Source organism: Kibdelosporangium banguiense (genome assembly GCF_017876405.1).
Taxonomy (GTDB): domain Bacteria; phylum Actinomycetota; class Actinomycetes; order Mycobacteriales; family Pseudonocardiaceae; genus Kibdelosporangium; species Kibdelosporangium banguiense.
Map to the genome: position 1 here is coordinate 3426879 of NZ_JAGINW010000001.1, position 19056 is coordinate 3445934.

The window sequence follows — 19056 nt, forward strand, 5'->3', positions numbered from 1 at the left end:
GGAATTCCGTGCCGTTGTCGGTGCCCCGGGATAGGGTCTTTGAGACTTGAGGTGGCCGGCGAGGGGCTGCCCGCGACGACAGGGGCCCCGGTGATCGAGTTCCGGGACGTGACCAAGCAGTACCCAGACGGGACCATCGCGGTGGACAAGCTGAACCTGACCGTGCAGGCGGGCACGATCACGGTGTTCGTCGGGCCGTCCGGCTGCGGCAAGACCACCTCACTGCGGATGGTCAACCGCATGATCGAGGCGAGCTCGGGCACCATCCTGATCGACGGCAAGGACATCCGGGACTCCGAGCCCGCGTCGCTGCGCCGCGGCATCGGGTACGTGATCCAGCAGGCGGGGCTGTTCCCGCATCGCACTGTGCTGGACAACGTGGCGACAGTGCCGCTGCTGTCCGGATGGGACAAGAAGAAAGCCCGCGCCAGGGCCGCCGAGTTGCTGGAGACCGTCGGCCTGGCCCCGGAGATGGGCAAGCGGTACCCGGTCCAGCTCTCCGGCGGGCAGCAGCAGCGTGTGGGCGTCGCGCGGGCGCTCGCCGCCGATCCGCCGATCCTGCTGATGGACGAGCCGTTCAGCGCCGTGGACCCGGTGGTCCGCGAGGATCTGCAGAAGGAGTTGCTGCGCCTGCAGGACGAACTGGACAAGACGATCGTGTTCGTCACCCACGACATCGACGAAGCCGTCCGGATCGGCGAAAAGGTCGCTGTGTTCCGCAAAGGCGGTGTGCTGGCGCAGTACGGCACGCCTGCCGAGGTGCTGCGGACGCCCGCGGACGAGTTCGTTTCCGGCTTCGTCGGCCGGGACCGCGGTTATCGTGGACTGTCTTTTGTGGGCTCCGAAGGTGTCGAGATCGACCAGACGGCCACGGCGACGATCGGCAAACCGTTTTCCGGCGCCGCCGACTGGGTGCTCGTGCTCGACGCGGAGGGCCGTCCGTGCGGCTGGCTGCCGCCAGGAGCCACTGTGGACGGTGACTTGACGCCGGATTCCTTGGTGGCGGGCGGTTCTTTGTACACAACAGGAACCCCGTTGCGAGGTGCGCTGGATTCGGCACTGTCCTCGCCGACCAGTTGTGGTGTCGTGGTCGACGAGGACGGCAAATACCTCGGTGTGATCTCCGCGCGCAAGGTGCTCGATCTGATCGAGAACCATTCGCGATCGGCCCAGGCATGAACTGGGTCGGCAACAACATCGACCGGATCGTCGAGCTCACCGGTTCGCACCTGGTGATCTCGCTGATCCCGGTACTGCTCGGGCTGGTCATCTCGGTGCCGCTCGGCTGGGTGGCCAGCCGCTCGCCGGTGGCCAGGGCGATCCTGGTGCCCGCGGCCAGCATCCTGTACACGATCCCGTCGCTGGTGCTGTTCCTGGTCCTGCCGCCCCTGCTGGGAACCAGGATTCTCGACCAGATCAACGTGATCGTCGCGCTGACCATCTACACCGTCGCGCTGCTGGTCCGCTCCGTCTCAGACGCGCTCCTCGCGGTCCCGCCGCAGGTGATCGCGGCGGCGAACGCGATGGGTTACAAGCCGGTCCGCCGGTTCTTCGGCGTGGAGCTGCCGTTGGCGGTGCCAGTGCTGATCGCGGGCCTGCGCGTGGCCACGGTCTCCAACATCAGCCTGACCAGCGTCGCGGCGATTCTCGGTGTGCCGCAACTGGGTGCACTGTTCACCGACGGGTTCGCAGTGGGCAACTACGACGAGATCATCGCTGCGATCGTGCTGATCTTCCTGCTCGCGATGATCTTCGACGGCCTGCTGTTGCTGATCGGCCGCGTGCTGACGCCGTGGGCCAGGGCCGGGCAGCAAGTGGAGGCCTCGAAATGAACAACTTCGGCAACGCCTTCGCATGGCTCTTCGAACCCGCGCAGTGGTCCGGCTCGACCGGCATTCCCACGCGGATCCTGGAACATCTCGGCTACACCGGGCTCGCGGTCCTGCTGGGCCTGGTGATCGCGGTTCCGATCGGCGCGCTGATCGGGCACACCGGCAAAGCCGGGATCCTGGTCGGCGCGGTCAACGGCCTGCGCGCGATCCCCGAGCTCGGCCTGCTGATCCTGCTGGTGCTACTGATGGGGATCGGCCTGCTGCCGGTCACCCTCGCGCTGATCGTGCTGGCTATTCCACCGATCCTGGCGGGCACGTACGCGGGAATCCGCAACGTCGACCGTTCCGTTGTGGACGCTGCCCGCGGTATGGGCATGCGCGAGGGGCGCATCCTGTGGAGCGTCGAGCTGCCCAACGCTTTGCCTTTGATCCTGGGCGGTGTGCGTGCGGCCGCGCTGCAAGTCCTTGCCACGGCGACGATCGCGGCCTACGTCTCGCTCGGCGGGCTTGGCCGGTACGTGATCGACGGTCTGTACATCCGTGACTTCTCGCAGGCGCTCGGTGGCACGTACGTCATCGCCGCCCTCGCGCTGGTCGTCGAAGGGCTGCTGATCGGTCTGCAGTGGCTTGTCGTCTCGCGCGGCCTGCGCCGCAACCCGACCCGGCGTCGTGACCGCAAAGTCCGGCCCGTTGATGTAGCAATAGAAACCGCATGAGGAGATCAACAATGAGGCGCACACTGGCAGGGCTGGCGACCGTTGTCGCGGCATCGCTCGCGCTGACCGCATGCGGGGGCTCGTCCGACCCGCTCGCGGGCAACAACGCGACAGGCAATCCGGCACCGGCCGACACGATCATCGTGGGTTCGGCGAACTTCGCCGAGAGCAGGCTGCTGGCCGAGATCTACGCCCAGGCGCTGTCGGCCAAGGGCGTGAAGGTCGAGAAGAAGCTGGGCATCGGCAGCCGGGAGACGTACTTCCCTGGCATCCAGGACGGCTCGATCGACCTGGTGCCCGAGTACACCGGCGTGCTGATGCAGTACATCGACAAGACCAAGACCGCGACCAGCCCCGACGAGGTGTACGCCGAGCTGAAGAAGGTCCTGCCGCAGACTCTGACCGTGCTGGACAAGGCGTCGGCAGAGGACAAGGACGCGGTGGTCATCACCAAGGAGACCGCGGCCAGGTACAACGCCAAGTCGATCGCGGACCTGACCGCGCACGCCGGTGAGATGGTCTTCGGCGGGCCGCCGGAGTTCCAGCAGCGGCCGGACGGCATCCCGGGCCTCAAGGAGCGCTACGGGCTGAACTTCAAGGAGTACAAGTCCCTGGAGCCGGGCCCGATCACCGCCAAAGCCCTGCTCGACGGTGACATCCAGGCCGCGGACATCTTCACCACCGAAGCCTCGATCGAGCAGAACGGCTTCGTCGTGCTGGACGACCCGAAGAACAACTTCGCCGCCCAGAACGTCGTGCCGGTGCTCAACGCCAAGAAGGCATCCGACGTGGTGAAGACGACGCTGAACAAGATCTCGGCGAAGCTGGACACCAAGACACTGCTCGACCTCAACGGCAAGCTGGCCGCCCCGGACAAGCCGGACGCGTCCAAGGTCGCGCAGGACTGGCTGGCCTCAGCCGGTATCTGATCATCTGCGGAGAACGCGGGTTCCGCTGGGGAACCCGCGTTTCTCATGCCCGGAAGTCGGCCGCGTGGTCTTCGGCCCATTCGCGGAAGGTCTTGGCGGGCCTGCCAGTCAGCTCCTCCACTGTGGACGTTATGGCCTCGGGTGTCTCGAGCATGCCTGCCCAGGCGCCGAGTGCGCTGTCGATCAGCTGCTGCGGCCAGCCTGCCGCCGTCATGTCGGCTTTGGCCTGTTCGGGGGAGAGTTCCTCGAAACGCAGTGGCCGGCCGATCACATCGCCGATGATCTGGACCTGCTCGATCTGGGTCACCAGTTCAGGGCCGCTCAACTCGTACTTCTTGCCGGCGTGACCGTCTTCGGTCAGGGCGAGGACACCGACCGCGGCCATGTCGTACTCGTGGATCAACGGCCTGGCCATCTTGCCGAAGGGCGCGCGGACAACGTCGCCTGCTTTGATCTCGGGCGCGAATTCCAGTGCGTTGCCGGCGAATCCGGTCGGCCGCAGGAAAGTCCACCGCGGAGTCGCCTGCTCGATCAGGGCTTCGGCGGCAAGCGCCCAAGGGGGTTCGCCGGAGGAGGACAGGTACACGATGTGCCGGTCCGAGATGGCTTCGAGGACCGGCGCGAGGTTGTCGGCGTCGAAGAACGGCCAGACCAGGAACACCTTGTCCACGCCGTCCAGTGCTTGCTTCACACTGCCCGCATCGGTCAGATCGCCCGGTATTTCGCCGGGCAGCCCGGATGGGCGGCGGACCAGGGCGCGGACGTCGTGTCCCTGGGCGTGCAGCTGGCTCACGGCCTGCCGGCCGACTTTCCCGGTCGCCCCGGTTACGAGGATCGTCATACCGCCACTGTGCATCCTCAACCTTGGTTCAGGTCAATCCGAGCTTGACCTGGAGCGCACTCCAAGTCCTAGCGTCAACGCACGTGATGAAACTCAGCCAACGATCGCTGGTGCTCGCCATCTGTTGCGCCAGCATGATCGTCGTGGTCATGGACATCTCCATCGTCAACACCGCGCTGCCGGCCATCCACCGTGACCTGAACGCCTCGGTGACTGGTCTGCAGTGGACAGTCGACGCGTACACGTTGGTGCTGGCCAGTTTCCTGCTGCTGGCCGGGTCGACTGCCGACCGGTTCGGCCGCAAGCGCGTCTTCCAGATCGGCCTCGTCGCGTTCGGCCTCGGCTCGCTGTTCTGCGCCCTGGCGCCGGACATCGAGGGACTGATCGCGGCTCGTGCCGTGCAAGCCGTCGGTGGCTGCATGCTCAATCCGGTGGCAATGGCCATCATCGCCACCACGTTCACCGTCCCGGCCGAGCGGGCGAAGACCATCGGCGTGTTCGGCTCGATGTCAGGACTGTCGTTGGCGCTGGGCCCGATCCTCGGCGGAGCCCTGGTCGACGGCATCGGCTGGCGTTCTGTCTTCTGGATCAACGTGCCGATCGTGCTCGTCGCGGTCGTGCTCACCACGTTGTTCGTGCCCGAGTCCTGTGCGCCGCGGGCCCGCCGGTTCGACCCGATCGGCCAGCTCCTGGTGATCCTCGTGCTGGGCAGTGTGGTCTACGCGATCATCGAGGCCAACCATCGTGGCTGGACCTCACCGGTGATCATCGTCCTGCTGGGCGTCGCGGTTCTGGGCGTGGCCGGCGTCATCATCTACGAGAGCCGCCGTGCCGATCCGTTGCTGGAACTGCGTCTGTTCCGCAGCGTGCCGTTCAGTTCGGCGATCCTGATGGCCCTGTTCAGTTTGTGCGCCTTCGGTGCATTCCTGTTCGTCACAACCCTGTACCTGCAGAACATCCGGGGGATGTCGGCACTGGCGGCCGGGCTGAGCCTGCTGCCGGTCGGTGCGCTGATCGCGCTGCTTTCGCCGTATACCGGCAAACTGGTCGGTGTACGCGGTCCGCGGCCGCCGCTTGTGGTCTCCGGAACAGCACTGGCTCTGGGCGGCTTGCTGTCACTGTTCTTCGAGCCTGCGACCCCGCTTGTGCTCGTGCTTGCTGTGTACCTGTTTTTCGGTGTCTTCCAAGGCACCGTCAACCCGCCGATCACCAACACGGCCGTCTCGGGCATGCCCCGATCAATGGCGGGCGTAGCCACCTCGCTGGCATCCGCGGGCCGCCAGACCGGTACCACCCTGGGCGTCGCGATCGCCGGCACGATCGTGGGCTCGGTCAGTGGAGGCACTGCTTTCACTGACTCGGAGCGTGGCGTGTGGTGGCTCGTGTTCGGCCTCGGAGTGGGCATCCTGGCGCTGGGCCTGATCAGCACCGGGGCGTGGGCCAAGAGCACCGCCGCGCGGGCCGCAGCGCTGTTCGAAGACGTGGACCGCGGCGTGCTGAAGCCTTCCTAACGGACCCCGCCGACCCGGATGGTCATCTCGGTGGCCACCTTGCTCACCTCGGCGGCCAGGTCAGGCCAGGTCTCGCCGCATTCCTGGGCGCATTCGTGCCGGAAGGTGGCGCTGATCGCGGCGATCGGCCGGCCGCCGTGGTCGAAGATCGGCGCCGCGACCGACGCGAACCCACTGGTGACGTAGCCGTCTTCGACTGCCCAGCCCCGTCGGCGTTCCGAGGTCAGCAGCCGCCGCAGCGACGGAAGGTCCCGCGGTCCGCGTTCGGTACGTGCGACAAAACTGTCCTTGCTTGGGAACAAAGCCCTGACCTGCGCGGGCGGCAAGTACGCGAGGATCGCCCGGCCTGACGCTGGCAACTGTGAGGGCAACCGAACACCGACGGACGTCACCAGCGACTGTGGATGCGACGGCTGTTCTCGCACTACGTAGAGCGTCTCGGCGCCGTGCAGCACGCCCAAGTGCCCGGTGTGCCCGACCCTGTCAGCGAACCGGCGCAGCAACGGCCGCGCGAGTCGTTCGAGCGGGTCCTGCCGTAGGTACGCCGACCCGACCTCGAACGCGGTCACGCCCAGGCCGTAGCGGCGTTCTTCCGGCAGGTGTGTCACGAACCCGGCCTCGGCCAGCTCCGCCAGCAGGTGATACGTGGTCGATCGCGGTAATCCCAGCTCACGGGCCACAGCCGCGGCCGACACCGGCCCAGGCCGGCCCGCGATCAGCCGCAACACGGCCAAGCCGCGGCGCAACGCCGGCACGTCCGAACTGGTGACCACGAATGTCACGCTAATACGGGCTCAATGAATCCGGCGGTTCGAGCATTGGAGGGGCGTGGACTTCGAAGAGTTCGTCAGCGCCCGGCTGACCGCACTGCTGCGGTATGCCACCGCGCTCAGTTGCGACCCCAACCTGGCTCAGGACGTCGTGCAGGAAACGATGCTGCGCGCCCAGGTCAGGTGGTCACGCATCGGCGCGATGGACAATCCCGGCGCGTACGTCAAACGGATGGTCACCAACGAGTACCTGTCCTGGCGCAGGCACAAAGCCAGGAAGGACGTCGCGCTGGCTGATCTCGAACCGGTCATGGCGGACCCGACGGCCCACTACGACGAGCGGGACGCGATGCTCGCGAAGATCGCGTGCCTGCCTCGAAAACAGCGTGCCTGCGTGGTGCTCCGCTACTACGAGGGCTGCTCGGACGACGAGATCGCCGAAATCTTGGGCTGTCGCGTCACCACCGTCCGCAGTCATATCTCCCGCGCGATCGCCACCCTGCGTGTCGCCGAGACCGAGCCGGTTGGAGGCCCGCGATGACCGACACCGAAGAGCTGATCAAAGCCGCGCTGGCCAAGGCAGCAAACCGTGCGCCGCATCCCGGCCAGATCATCAACGCGCTGGCCAAGCCCCGTCGCCGTCGTCGATCCCTGCTGGTGGTGGTCATTGGAGCGGCTGTGGTGACTGCGGCGATCACAGTCCCCATCGCGTTCCGCCAGAGCGCCGAACCGGTGCTACCGGCGCCACCGGCGACGACCCAGCCCACCCCGCCGCCCGCGGTCACCGCTTTCCCGATGAGATACACGGTGACCGGCCTCCCACCCGGCTTTGTGGAGCGGAGCCGGAGCGCCGACCTCGACGGAGGCGGGCAGGCGCGCAGTTGGAGCACCGACAAGGACTGGTCTATCCACCTGGCTGTGCACACCCCGCGAAGCCCGGTCTGGTCCTCGGTCACCCGCAAGGGCGCTGAACAGATCCTCGTCGGCGGCGCGCCCGGCTGGGTGGCGGGTCCCTCCACTGGTGGGTTCATCAACGTGGTCTTCATGCCGGACCAGGACACGGCGATCGTCGTTCAGGCCTCTGGCGGCCCGGACATCCGGGAGAGGGCCATCAAGGCGGCGAACTCCGTCCGACCGGACGGCGTCGCGGTGGTCGGCCAAGAACTGTCCTTCGGCACGCTGCCTGCCGGGCTGAGCCGGATCAGGGTGTCGATCCAGGGCAGCTCGCCTGCCACCGGCGAAGCCTGGACCGATGCCTCGACAACAACCGATTCGGGGCCGCCGGCCATACAGGCCAGGGTCGTGCCCAGAAACGCGACCAAGCTGAACGGGTGGAACGTCGTCGTGCCCACGCCGGACGGCCGGGAGATCGAACTGGTCTACAGCGGCGGCTCCCAGCTGTCCGAGCCGCAGGCCAGGCAGATCGCGGAGGACATGAAGGTCGGGCCGAAACCGGACTTCTCCTGGCTCGGCAAGTGAATGTCTGGGATCCCAGACACGATCGGGTTCCGTCGGGTCGTGCGGATGTGATCCGCGCGGTGTGATGGCGGCTATGGCCGAACAGGTGAACCTGGGTCCCACCCCGATCAGCCGCGCCGACGTTGTCGCGGTGGCTCGTGAAGGCGCGGGCGTCCGTCTGACTGACGACGCCCTGCGCGCGGTCGCACAGTCGCGCGAGCACGTCGAACGGCTGGCGTCACAACCGGAGCCGACGTACGGCGTGTCCACCGGGTTCGGTGCGCTCGCGGTCCGCCACATCCCACCGGCGCGGCGGACCGCGTTGCAGCACGCGGTGGTCCGTTCGCACGCGGCGGGCGCGGGCCCTGAGGTCGAGCCCGAAGTGGTTCGTGGCCTGATGTTGCTGCGGTTGCGGACGCTCGCGATGGGGCACAGTGGCGTGAAGGTCGCCACGGTGGGAGCGATGGCCGGGATGATCAACGCCGGCATCATTCCCGTGGTCCAGGAGTACGGCTCGCTCGGCTGCTCGGGCGACCTGGCACCCCTGTCCTCGGTTGCCCTGGCCCTCACGGGCGAGGGCGAGGTCAGGGTCGACGGCGTGCTCCGGCCCGCCGGGGAAGCCCTGCGGGAAGCCGGCATCACGCCGGTCAGCCTGGCCGAGAAGGAAGGCCTGGCGCTGATCAACGGCACGGACGGCATGCTCGGCATGCTGATCATGGCCGCCGCGGACCTGCGCAAGCTGATGAAGATCGCGGATCTCACCGCGGCGATGAGCATCGAAGCCCTGCTCGGCACGGATCGTGTGTTCGCCGCCGAGCTGCACGCCCTACGTCCGCACCCCGGCCAGGGCGAATCGGCCGCGCGGATCGCGTCGATCCTGGCCGATTCCGAGATCGTCGCCAGCCACCGCGGTCCCGACTGCACGCGCGTGCAGGACGCGTACTCGTTGCGTTGCTCCCCGCAGGTGCACGGCGCCGCGTTGGACACGTTGACGCACGCCGAGCTTGTCGCCGACCGGGAACTCGCGTCCGCTGTGGACAATCCGGTCGTCCTGCCGGACGGCCGCGTCGAGTCCAACGGCAACTTCCACGGCGCGCCGATCGCGTACGTACTGGACTTCCTCGCGATCCCGGTCGCCGATGTGGCCAGCATGTCCGAGCGGCGCACCGACCGGATGCTCGACGTGTCCCGCTCGCACGGCCTGCCCGCGTTCCTCGCGGACGACCCGGGTGTCGACTCCGGACACATGATCGCCCACTACACGCAGGCCGCGGTGGTCGCCGAACTCAAGCGGCTGGCCGTGCCCGCGTCGGTCGACTCGATCCCGACCAGCGCCATGCAGGAGGACCACGTCTCCATGGGCTGGGCGGCCGCACGCAAGCTGCGCAAAGCGGTCGACGGCCTCACCACGGTCCTCGCGATCGAACTGCTCACCGCCGCCCGCGCGCTCGACATGCGGGCCCCGCTCAAACCGTCGACGGCCACCGCGGCTGCCGTCGAGGCATTGCGCACCCGTGTTCCCGGGCCAGGGCCCGACCGGCACCTCGCGCCCGACATCGCCGCTGCCGAAGAACTCATCCGCTCTGGAGGCATCAAGTGACCATTCGGGCCGCCACCGGCACCCAGCTGACCGCGAAGAGCTGGGCGACTGAAGCCCCGCTTCGCATGCTGCACAACAACCTCGACCCGGATGTCGCCGAACGCCCCGAAGACCTCGTGGTCTACGGCGGCACGGGCAAGGCCGCACGCGACTGGCCGAGTTTCCACGCGATCACCCGTGAACTGACCGACCTCAACCAGGACGAGACGCTGCTCGTGCAGTCCGGCCGTCCGGTCGGCGTGCTGCGGACCCACGAGTGGGCGCCGCGCGTGCTGATCGCCAACTCGAACCTGGTGCCGGATTGGGCCAGCTGGCCGGAGTTCCGCCGGCTCGAGGCCGCCGGCCTGACCATGTACGGCCAGATGACCGCCGGGTCGTGGATCTACATCGGCACGCAGGGCATCCTGCAGGGCACGTACGAAACTTTCGCGGCCATCGCCAACAAGAAGTTCGGCGGTTCGCTGCGCGGGACTCTGACCGTGACCGCCGGTCTGGGCGGGATGGGTGGCGCCCAGCCGCTCGCGGTGACCATGAACGACGGCGTCGCCCTGTGCATCGAGGTCGACCCGCACCGCGCGCAGCGCCGCCTGGAGACCCGCTACCTCGACGAGCTCGCGTCCGATTTGGATCGTGCGATCGCGCGGGTCGAGGCCGCCAAACGGGAGAAGCGGGCGCTTTCGGTCGGCGTGGTGGGAAACGCCGCCGAAATCCTGCCCGAGCTGCTGCGCCGGGGTGTCGACATCGACATCGTCACCGACCAGACGTCCGCGCATGATCCGTTGATGTACCTGCCGAAGGGCGTCGCTCTGGAGGACTGGGCGGACTACGCGGCCAAGAAGCCGGACGAGTTCACCGACCGGGCGCGCGACTCGATGGCCGAGCACGTCGACGCGATGCTGGGCTTCCTGGACAAGGGCGCCGAGGTCTTCGACTACGGCAACTCTCTGCGTGGCGAGGCAAAACTCGGCGGTTGTGAACGTGCATTCGACTTCCCCGGGTTCGTGCCCGCGTACATCCGGCCGCTGTTCTGCGAAGGCAAGGGCCCGTTCCGGTGGGCGGCACTGTCGGGCGATCCCGCCGACATCGCGGCCACCGACCGGGCGATCCTGGAGCTGTTCCCGGAGAACGAGTCACTGGCCCGGTGGATCAAGATGGCCGGCGAACGCGTTGCCTTCCAAGGTCTTCCGGCCCGCATCTGCTGGCTGGGCTACGGCGAGCGGCACCTGGCGGGCCTGCGTTTCAACGAGATGGTCGCCAGCGGCGAGCTGTCCGCGCCGGTCGTGATCGGCCGCGACCACCTCGACTGCGGCTCGGTCGCCTCGCCGTACCGCGAGACCGAGGCGATGGCCGACGGCTCGGACGCGATCGCGGACTGGCCGCTGCTCAACGCCATGGTCAACACCGCGTCCGGGGCCACCTGGGTGTCCATCCACCACGGCGGCGGGGTCGGCATCGGCCGGTCCATCCACGCCGGACAGGTGACTGTCGCGGATGGAACGCAGTTGTCCGCCCAGAAGATCGAAAGGGTGCTGACCAACGATCCGGGTATGGGTGTACTACGCCATGTGGACGCCGGATACGACCGAGCGGGTGAGATCGCGCAATCACGGGGTGTGCATATTCCGATGACCCGGGCATGATCTTCGCATGAGCACGGCGACGGAGTTGCTGACCGCGATCAAGGACGTCGGAACGGATTCGGCGCGCGGCGGATACTCCAGGCACGGCTTCGAAGCCCCCGAGCTGGAACTGCGCGAATGGTTCACGGCCGAGGCCGGCAAGCGTGGCCTGGACGTCGAGGTCGACCGCAACGGCAACATCTGGGCCTGGTGGGGCGCCCCGGGCCCGGACGCACTGGTCACCGGCAGCCATCTGGACTCGGTGCCCGGCGGTGGTGCGTTCGACGGGCCGCTGGGTGTGGTGTCGAGCTTGGCGGCGGTGGACGCGTTGCAGGCCAAAGGGTTCAAGCCGGGCCGGCCACTGGCGCTGATGGTGTTCGCAGAGGAGGAGGGCGGCCGGTTCGGCGTGCCGTGCCTCGGCTCCCGGCTGCTCACCGGCGCCACCCCGGCCGAGGCGGCGCTGGCGTTGAAAGACCGTTCTGGCGACACGTTCGCCGACGCGGTGAAGGCCGCCGGGCTGGATCCCTCGCGCGTCGGTAAGGACGAGGAGGCCCTGTCCCGGATCGGGCGGTTCGTGGAGCTGCACGTCGAACAGGGCCGTGGGCTGGTCGACCTGGACGCGCCGGTGGGCGTGGCCACGTCGATCCTGGCCCACGGCCGTTGGCGGTTCCGGTTCACCGGCGAGGGCAACCACGCCGGGGCCACCCCGATGACCTCCCGGCACGACCCGATGCTGCCCGCCTCCCAGCTGGTGCTGTCCGCCCGATGGGCAGCATCCAGTGTGGACGGTTCACGCGCGACCGTCGGCCGCATCGAACCCACCCCGGGCGGAACCAACGTGATCGCCTCGACCGTGGACGTCTGGCTGGACGCGCGGGCGCCCAACGACGGCCGCACCCGGTCGGTGGTCGAGCGCATCACCGCTGCGGCCAAACAGGCCGCCAGGGACGAAGGCTGCGAGGTCACGGTGACCGAAGAGTCCTATGGGGACGCTGTGCACTTCGACTCGGAGCTGCGTGACGAAGTGGTTTCAGCGTTGGGCAAAGCACCCGCTCTGCCGACCGGCGCAGGTCACGACGCCGGGATCCTGGCCGGGCACGTGCCGACCGCGATGCTGTTCGTGCGTAACCCGACCGGAGTAAGCCACGCGCCTGCCGAACATGCCGAACCCGCTGACTGTGAGGCCGGCGTCGAGGCGTTGGCGAAAGTCCTCGAGAAGCTCGTCGGATGAGATACTGGTGTGAGCACGCCTGGCTGGACTCGTCAGGCGTACGTGCCGGTGTCCTGGTCGAGGTGGCCGAGGATGGCCGGATCGCCTCGGCCACACCGGATCTGCCCCGGCCGCCGGACGCCTACCGGTTGACCGGGCTCGTGCTGCCGGGTTTCGCCAACGCGCATTCGCATGCGTTCCACCGGGCTTTGCGCGGGCGCACGCACTCCGACGGCGGCACGTTCTGGACGTGGCGCCAAGGGATGTACGCGCTCGCGTCCCGGCTGGATCCGTCCTCGTACCGGAAGCTGGCGACCGCGGTGTACGCGGAGATGGCGCTGGCCGGGGTGACATGTGTGGGCGAGTTCCACTACGTGCACCACGCCCCGGGCGGGGCCCGGTACTCCGACCTGAACGAGATGGCCGAAGCATTGCGGCAGGCCGCCCGGGATGTCGGAATCCGGGTGACCCTGCTGGACACCTGCTACCTGGCCGGTGGCATCGATCAGCCGATTTCCCCCGCGCAACAACGGTTCTCCGATGGGTCGGTCGATGCCTGGGCGTCCCGGGTCTCCGCGTTGGCCTCGGACTCGACTTTGCTCGCGGGCGCGGCGATCCACTCGGTCCGGGCGGTTCCGCGTTCCGCTCTCGGTGAGCTGGTATCCGCCTGGCCCACCGGCCCGTTGCATGTTCACCTCTCGGAGCAGCCTGCCGAAAATGAGGCCTGCCTGGCGGCATATGGGCTCACCCCGACTGAGCTGCTTGCTTCCGCGGGAGCACTTTCCCCGCGTACCACGGCAGTCCACGCCACCCATTTGTCCACGAAGGACATTAACCTGCTGGGCTCTTCGGCGACCGGAGCCTGTTTCTGCCCGACCACCGAGGCCGATCTGGCGGACGGCATCGGCCCCGCACGTGAACTCGTCGACGCGGGATCGCCGCTTTCGCTTGGCAGCGACCAGCATGCCGTGATCGACCCGCTGCTTGAAGCCAGGGCGTTGGAACACGGCGAACGTCTCAGAACCGGTCAACGCGGCCGTTTCACCCCGGCTGAGCTGTTCTCGGCCCTGACAGCGCACTCCAGTCTCGGCTGGCCGGCTGGGCACGCGGACCTCGTCGCGATCCGCATGGACAGCCCCCGCACCGCAGGATGCCTGCCCGAGCAGGCCATGCTCGCCGCGACCGCGGCGGACGTGCACACAGTCATCGCCAGTGGCCGGATCGTTGTCCGCGACGGGCAGCACGAACGGCTGGGCAACGTCGGTTTGCTGCTGGCTGAGGCAATTGAGGAGCTCTGGCCATGACTCTGCTGCTCACCGGCATCGGCGAGCTGACAACAAACGACGACGAACTAGGCACCCTCACAGACGCGGCGCTGGTGATCGACGGCGACAGGGTGGTCTGGACAGGCCCCTCCTCCTCGGCCCCCGCTGCGGACACAAGCGTTGATCTCGAAGGCCGAGCGGCCCTCCCCGGCTGGGTCGACAGTCACACCCACCTGGTCTTCACGGGAGACAGGACAGCGGAATTCAGCGCCCGAATGGCCGGCTCCGCCTACCGCGCAGGCGGAATAGCAGTAACAGTAGCCGCAACCCGCGCCGCCACCGACGCCGAACTGGCTGCGGTAATCCAGCGCCACGTCACCGAAGCCGTCTCCCAAGGAACAACCTACATAGAAACCAAAACCGGCTACGGCCTGGACGTTCCGCAGGAAGTCCGTTCCGCCCGGATAGCCGGCCCTCTGGTCGACGAAGTCACCTTCCTGGGCGCGCATCTGGTACCACAGGGCTGGAACGCAGAGTCCTATGTAGACCTAGTCTGCGGGGAGATGCTCTCAGCGGTAGCCCCCCACGTCCGCTGGATAGACGTCTTCTGCGAAACCGGAGCCTTCGACGGGGTGCAGTCCCGTGCGGTGCTGGAAGCCGGCGCGAAACACGGTCTAGGTCTACGCGTCCACGGCAACCAACTCGACTACGGCCCCGGCGTCCGTCTCGCTGTGGAGCTGAACGCCGCCTCCGTCGACCACTGCACATACTTGACGAAGTCCGACATCGACGACCTCGCCTCGTCTGAAACCGTCGCAACCCTGCTTCCCGCCTGCGACCTCTCCACCCGCCAACCCCTACCCGACGCCCAGGGCCTCCTGAACGCAGGCGCCACAGTCGCGTTGGCCTCCAACTGTAATCCCGGCTCTTCGTATACGACCTCTATGGCCTACTGCGTCGCTACTGCCGTGCTGCAGATGCGCATGAGTGTTTCCGAAGCTGTTCGCGCGGCTACTTGGGGCGGCGCCCGCGCTTTGCGCCGCGAGAACGAAATCGGGATCCTCCGGCCAGGTTCGCGGGCCGACATTCACGTACTGGACGCGCCTTCCGTTACGCATCTTGCTTACCGCCCAGGCGTTCCACTGACGTACGCGGTGTGGCGAAAGGGTGAACGCGCCCGCTGAGACTGCGCTGCATTCCATCTATGTGATGTCCAAACGGGTGGCAAGGGCCGTACCATTCGGCTGCCTTCAGGCACGATAAGAAGCTCTTGCGGCGTTCACATTGGACAGTGGTGATCGGCATGTCGTGTCTGCCGATCACCGGCCGTAGAGAGGAAAGTCGCGAGCGATCAGTTGGCTCAGTCGTCGATGTCCTGGTCGTCGCGGGCGAGGAAGGTGGCGAGGCGTTCGATGGCTTCCTCGTAGGAGGGGTTTGCGTCGACGAAGGTGCGGAGTTTTTCCGAGAGCCAGCCGAGGGTGACTTCTTCGTCGCCGCGGCGCTGTTCCAGTTCTTCGATTCCCCGGTCGGTGAAGTACATAGGTTCGCTCCATGAGAAGGCTCCCGGGGTGAGAGACCCCGGGAGCCGGTTTTACGTTGTTCAGTCGTTGAATGCCTGGTCGATCAAGGAACGCTGCTCGACCTCGTGGACCTTGGAGGAGCCGGCCGAGGGGGCGGACATGGGGCGCCGGGAGACGCGCTTCATGTTGCCCATGCGCTCGGGGAACTTCTCGCGGACGAAGAGGCCGTAGAAGGGCCACGAGCCCTGGTTGGCCGGTTCTTCCTGCACCCAGCGCACGTCGTGGGCGTTGGGGTACTTGTCGAAGATCGCGGCGAGCTTCTTCTGGGGCACGGGGTAGAGCTGTTCGACGCGGACCACGGCTGTGTCGGTGGCGCCGCGTTTGGCCTGTTCGGCGGCGAGTTCGTAGTAGAGCTTGCCGGAGACGAACAGGATCTTGCGCACGCCCGCCGGGTCCGGCCTGGTCGGGTCGTCGATCACCGACATGAAGCGTTCGTTGGTGAAGTCCTCGACCTTGCTGACCGCGGCCTTGTTGCGCAGCATGGACTTCGGCGTGAAGACCACCAGTGGACGGGTCACGCCGTCGAGCGCGTGCCTGCGCAGCAGGTGGAAGTAGTTCGCCGGAGTGGACGGCACCGCCACGGTCATCGAGCCCTCCGCGCACAGCTGGAGGAAGCGCTCGATCCGGCCGGACGTGTGGTCCGGGCCCTGGCCTTCGTGGCCGTGCGGCAGCAGCAGCACGACGTCCGAGAGCTGGCCCCACTTGGCTTCACTCGAAGAGATGAACTCGTCGATGACCGACTGCGCTCCGTTGACGAAGTCGCCGAACTGCGCCTCCCACAGGACAAGTGCGTCGCCGTTGGCCACGGAGTAGCCGTACTCGAAGCCGACGGCCGCGTACTCGGAGAGCGCCGAGTCATAGACCATGAACCGGCCCTGGTCCTCGCTGAGGTTCTGCAGCGGGGTGTACTCCTGGCCGGTCTTCCGGTCGATGATCACCGAGTGACGCTGCGTGAACGTTCCGCGCCGCGAGTCCTGGCCGGCGAGCCGGACCAGCTTGCCCTCCATGTTCAGTGAACCGAACGCCAGCAGCTCGCCGAAGGCCCAGTCGATGTCACCCTCGCGGGCCATCTTGGCGCGCCGCTCGAGCACCGGCTTGACCCGCGGGTGCGGGGTGAAGCCCTCGGGCAGGTTGATGTGCGCGTCCGCGATGTGCTCGATCATCTCGCGCGACACCGCGGTGGGCACGCGCGCCGGGACCTGCTGCTCCTCCTCGACCGACGGGCTGGGCACCGGTGGGTGCTTCTCCAGCTCGCGCACCTCGTTGAAGACGTGCTCGAGCTGCGAGGAGAAGTCACGCAGGGCCTTCTCGGCCTCGTCGACCGAGATGTCGCCGCGGCCGATGAGGGCCTCGGTGTACGTCTTACGCACGCTGCGCTTGGTGTCGATGATGTCGTACATCGCCGGCTGGGTCATCGAGGGGTCGTCGCCCTCGTTGTGCCCGCGCCGCCGGTAGCACAGCATGTCGATCACGACGTCCTTGTTGAACGCCTGCCGGTAGTCCATCGCGAGGCGCGCCACCCAGTGGCAGGCCTCCGGGTCGTCGCCGTTCACGTGGAAGACCGGCGCCTGGATCATCTTGGCCACGTCGGTCGCGTACTGCGACGAGCGCGAGTGCTCGGGTGCCGTGGTGAAGCCGACCTGGTTGTTGATGATCACGTGCACCGTGCCGCCGGTGCGGTAACCGCGCAGCAGCGCCAGGTTCAGGGTCTCGGCGACCACACCCTGGCCGGCGAACGCGGCGTCACCGTGCAGCGCGACCGGCAGAACAGTGAAGCCCGAACCACCCTTGTCCAGGATGTCCTGCTTGGCCCGCACGATGCCCTCGAGCACCGGGTCGACGGTCTCCAGGTGCGACGGGTTCGCCGTCAGCGACACCTTGGTCTCGCCGTCGCCGAACATCCGGAAGTACTTGCCCTCGGCACCGAGGTGGTACTTCACGTCACCGGAACCGTGCGCCTGGCCCGGGTCGAGGTTGCCCTCGAACTCGCGGAAGATCTGCGAGATCGGCTTGCCGACGATGTTGGCCAGCACGTTCAGCCTGCCGCGGTGCGGCATGCCGATGACGACCTCGTCCAGCTCGTACTCGGCGGCCTTGTCCAGGATCGTGTCCAGCAGCGGGATGACTGTCTCGCCGCCCTCCAGCGAGAACCGCTTCTGCCCGACGTACTTGGTCTGCAGGAACGTCTCGAAGGCTTCGGCCGCGTTCAGCTTGGACAGGATGTACTTCTGCACCGCCGCGTCGGGCTTCTCGTGCGGTACCTCCACCCGCTCCTGGATCCAGCGGCGCTCGCCTGGGTCGAGGATGTGGGTGTACTCGATGCCGACGGTCCGGCAGTACGAGTCGCGCAGCACGCCGAGCACGTCGCGCAACGTCATCCGCTCGTGGCCGGCGAAGCCGCCGACGGCGAACTCGCGGTCCAGGTCCCACAGCGTCATGCCGTGCGACAGGATGTCGAGGTCGTCGTGGCGCCGCTGCCGGTAGTTCAACGGGTCCGTGTCGGCCATCAGGTGGCCGCGGTTACGGAAGGCGTCGATCAGCTCGATCACGCGGGCGGTCTTGTCGAGGGCGCCGTCCGGGATGTCCTGCACCCAGCGGATCGGCTCGTAGGGGATCCGCAGCGACGTGAACACGTCGTCGTAGAAGTTGTCCTCGCCCAGCAGCAGCTGGTGGATCCGGCGCAGGAACTCGCCGGACTCCGCGCCCTGGATGATCCGGTGGTCGTAGGTGGACGTCAGCGTCATGATCTTGCTGATGCCCATCTCGACCAGGGCCTTCTCACTGGTGCCCTGGTACTGCGCGGGGTACTCCATCGCGCCGACACCGATGATCGCGCCCTGGCCTGCGGTCAGCCGCGGCACCGAGTGGTTGGTGCCGATGGTGCCCGGGTTGGTCAGCGAGATCGTCGTGCCCTGGAAGTCCTCGGTGGTCAGGTGACCGCCGCGGGCCTTGCGGATCAGGTCCTCGTAGGCCTGCCAGAACTGCACGAAGTTCATGTCTTCGCAGCCCTTGATGGACGCCACCACCAGGGTGCGCTGGCCGTCCTTGCCGGGCAGGTCGATGGCCAGACCCAGGTTGACGTGCTCGGGCGTGATCAGCTGCGGCTTGCCGTCCACGACGGCGTAGTGCCGGTTCATGTTCGGGTACGCCTGCAGGGCGCGCACCATGGCGTAGCCGATCAGGTGCGTGAAGGAGATCTTCCCGCCCCTGGTCCGCTTCAGCCTGTTGTTGATCACGACCCGGTTGTCGAAGAGGAGCTTCGCCGGCACCGCGCGAACGCTTGTCGCGGTCGGCACAGTCAGCGACTGCTCCATGTTCTTGGCGATCGCGGCCGCGGCGCCGCGGATCGGCTTGGTGGTCTCGCCCGCCGGTCTGGCCCCACTGGCGGCGGCCGGCTTGGCGGCCGGCTCGGCCTTCTTCACCGGTGCAGGGGCCGGTTTGGGCGCTGTCGCCGGCTTCGGGGGTGCCGGCGACGGCTGCACCTTCACGGGCGCCTGGCCGTTGGTGTCGGCAGCGGGCGGCTCGATCTTGGTGACCGTGGTGGTCTGACCGGTGGCTGCGTTGGTGGCCACGCCCTGAGTCCGCTGCTGTGTGGGCTTGTAGTCGGCGAAGAAATCGTGCCACGCGGGGTCCACTGACGCGGGGTCCGCGAGGAACTGCTCGTACATCTCTTCGACGAGCCACTCATTGGGGCCGAACTGTGACGCAGGGCTGCTGCTGGACAC

At 67.5% G+C, this 19056-nt stretch carries 16 protein-coding genes; 12 read left to right on the forward strand and 4 right to left on the reverse strand.

The features are described from left to right. The first annotated feature begins 90 nt into the window (after positions 1–90). Genes JOF56_RS16365 through JOF56_RS16380 form a run of 4 tightly spaced genes read left to right on the forward strand, consistent with a single transcriptional unit; the run spans position 91 to position 3477 of the window. Positions 91–1179, forward strand: coding sequence for an ABC transporter ATP-binding protein (locus JOF56_RS16365; protein WP_209648290.1), 1089 nt, complete (start codon positions 91–93; stop codon positions 1177–1179). Next, positions 1176–1832: an ABC transporter permease gene (locus tag JOF56_RS16370; RefSeq protein ID WP_209638696.1), complete on the forward strand. Its 657-nt coding sequence runs from the start codon at positions 1176–1178 to the stop codon at positions 1830–1832. The genes JOF56_RS16365 and JOF56_RS16370 overlap by 4 nt, the downstream gene beginning before the upstream one ends. Further along, positions 1829–2548: an ABC transporter permease gene (locus JOF56_RS16375; RefSeq protein WP_209638698.1), complete on the forward strand. Its 720-nt coding sequence runs from the start codon at positions 1829–1831 to the stop codon at positions 2546–2548. The genes JOF56_RS16370 and JOF56_RS16375 overlap by 4 nt, the downstream gene beginning before the upstream one ends. A gap of 11 nt (positions 2549–2559) precedes the next feature. After that, on the forward strand, positions 2560–3477 hold the full coding sequence (locus tag JOF56_RS16380; protein ID WP_209638700.1) for an ABC transporter substrate-binding protein: 918 nt from the start codon (positions 2560–2562) through the stop codon (positions 3475–3477). Between the two features lie 43 nt (positions 3478–3520). Here JOF56_RS16380 and JOF56_RS16385 read toward each other — a convergent pair whose 3' ends face one another. Continuing rightward, complete coding sequence (locus tag JOF56_RS16385) at positions 3521–4318, reverse strand: SDR family oxidoreductase (RefSeq protein ID WP_209638702.1); 798 nt, start codon at positions 4316–4318, stop codon at positions 3521–3523. A gap of 86 nt (positions 4319–4404) precedes the next feature. Here JOF56_RS16385 and JOF56_RS16390 point away from each other — a divergent pair, with 86 nt between their 5' ends. After that, on the forward strand, positions 4405–5829 hold the full coding sequence (locus JOF56_RS16390; protein WP_209648291.1) for a DHA2 family efflux MFS transporter permease subunit: 1425 nt from the start codon (positions 4405–4407) through the stop codon (positions 5827–5829). Here JOF56_RS16390 and JOF56_RS16395 read toward each other — a convergent pair. Next, the gene (locus JOF56_RS16395) at positions 5826–6602 is read right to left on the reverse strand and encodes an IclR family transcriptional regulator (protein WP_209638703.1); all 777 of its coding nucleotides are present in this window, start codon (positions 6600–6602) and stop codon (positions 5826–5828) included. The two genes, JOF56_RS16390 and JOF56_RS16395, sit on opposite strands and share 4 nt — an antisense overlap. 55 nt (positions 6603–6657) lie before the next feature. On the opposite strand from JOF56_RS16395, the gene JOF56_RS16400 reads away from it, so the two are divergent. The 7 genes from JOF56_RS16400 (at position 6658) to hutI (ending at position 14935) form a co-directional block, all read left to right on the forward strand. Then, the gene (locus JOF56_RS16400) at positions 6658–7140 is read left to right on the forward strand and encodes a SigE family RNA polymerase sigma factor (RefSeq protein ID WP_307855127.1); all 483 of its coding nucleotides are present in this window, start codon (positions 6658–6660) and stop codon (positions 7138–7140) included. Further along, the gene (locus JOF56_RS16405) at positions 7137–8078 is read left to right on the forward strand and encodes a hypothetical protein (protein ID WP_209638705.1); all 942 of its coding nucleotides are present in this window, start codon (positions 7137–7139) and stop codon (positions 8076–8078) included. The genes JOF56_RS16400 and JOF56_RS16405 overlap by 4 nt, the downstream gene beginning before the upstream one ends. Positions 8079–8151: 73 nt before the next feature. Further along, positions 8152–9657, forward strand: coding sequence for a histidine ammonia-lyase (gene hutH / locus JOF56_RS16410; protein ID WP_209638707.1), 1506 nt, complete (start codon positions 8152–8154; stop codon positions 9655–9657). Further along, positions 9654–11297: a urocanate hydratase gene (gene hutU, locus JOF56_RS16415; RefSeq protein ID WP_307855128.1), complete on the forward strand. Its 1644-nt coding sequence runs from the start codon at positions 9654–9656 to the stop codon at positions 11295–11297. Before hutH ends, hutU begins: the two co-directional genes overlap by 4 nt. A gap of 7 nt (positions 11298–11304) precedes the next feature. Next, positions 11305–12507 carry an allantoate amidohydrolase gene (locus JOF56_RS16420; RefSeq protein ID WP_209638709.1) on the forward strand — a complete coding sequence of 401 codons (1203 nt, stop codon included), beginning with the start codon at positions 11305–11307 and terminating at the stop codon, positions 12505–12507. Then, the gene (locus JOF56_RS16425; RefSeq protein WP_209638711.1) at positions 12504–13790 is read left to right on the forward strand and encodes a formimidoylglutamate deiminase; all 1287 of its coding nucleotides are present in this window, start codon (positions 12504–12506) and stop codon (positions 13788–13790) included. Before JOF56_RS16420 ends, JOF56_RS16425 begins: the two co-directional genes overlap by 4 nt. Further along, positions 13787–14935: an imidazolonepropionase gene (gene hutI / locus JOF56_RS16430; RefSeq protein ID WP_209638713.1), complete on the forward strand. Its 1149-nt coding sequence runs from the start codon at positions 13787–13789 to the stop codon at positions 14933–14935. The genes JOF56_RS16425 and hutI overlap by 4 nt, the downstream gene beginning before the upstream one ends. Positions 14936–15111: 176 nt before the next feature. On the opposite strand, the gene JOF56_RS16435 is transcribed toward hutI, so the two are convergent. Together JOF56_RS16435 and JOF56_RS16440 are read right to left on the reverse strand one after the other, a co-directional pair. Then, a complete protein-coding gene (locus tag JOF56_RS16435) occupies positions 15112–15291 on the reverse strand; it encodes a DUF6104 family protein (protein WP_209638715.1) in 180 nt (59 codons plus the stop codon). A gap of 60 nt (positions 15292–15351) precedes the next feature. Next, positions 15352–19056, reverse strand: coding sequence for a multifunctional oxoglutarate decarboxylase/oxoglutarate dehydrogenase thiamine pyrophosphate-binding subunit/dihydrolipoyllysine-residue succinyltransferase subunit (locus tag JOF56_RS16440; protein WP_209638717.1), 3705 nt, complete (start codon positions 19054–19056; stop codon positions 15352–15354).